The organism is Anoxybacillus sp. MB8, assembly GCF_011006755.1.
GTDB lineage: Bacteria > Bacillota > Bacilli > Bacillales > Anoxybacillaceae > Anoxybacillus > Anoxybacillus gonensis.
This window is the reverse complement of sequence record NZ_RXXX01000121.1, coordinates 1-541: the sequence shown is the minus strand read 5'-3', so window position 1 is coordinate 541 and position 541 is coordinate 1. Positions and strand designations below refer to the sequence as shown.

The following is a 541-nucleotide window of genomic DNA, read 5'->3' as shown; positions in this document are numbered from 1 at the left end:
TGTCCCGCCAACTACCATCGGCGCTGGAGAGCTTAACTTCCGTGTTCGGGATGGGAACGGGTGTGACCTCTCCGCCATCGTCACCGAGCAATATATTGAAGGATGATTCCTTCAAAACTAGATAACAGGTTAAGCAGTCGCCTACGCTTTTCGTAATGTCTAGCTTCGAACTAACATCCTCCTACGCCTTTTGCTTTTTCCGTTCGACGTGCACGCACGTCTTCGTCAAAAGCTCTCGACTCCGTCGGACGTTTCCTTGGGCTTCGCCAAGGACCGTTCTTCGCTTTTCGTAATGTCTAGCTTCGGCTCCTAGCCCCTCGAATGGCTTCAGTCCTGCTGTGGCGGCAACAGCCTCCTCGCAGGCCTTTCGCCTTCTTCGTGGCTGAACAGTCGCCTACGCTTTTCTTATGTGTTTAGTTAAGTCCTCGATCGATTAGTATCCGTCAGCTGCACGTGTCGCCACGCTTCCACCTCGGACCTATCTACCTTGTCATCTTCAAGGGATCTTACTCGCTTGACGCGATGGGAAATCTCATCTTGA

Annotated in this window: 2 rRNA genes; both read right to left on the bottom strand. The window is 52.1% G+C overall.

Annotation, left to right across the window (positions count from 1 at the left end):
* Positions 1–88: ribosomal RNA gene (rrf, locus tag EKC99_RS15400) — 5S ribosomal RNA — on the bottom strand; the annotation flags it as partial.
* Between the two features lie 325 nt (positions 89–413).
* Positions 414–541: ribosomal RNA gene (locus EKC99_RS15395) — 23S ribosomal RNA — on the bottom strand; the annotation flags it as partial.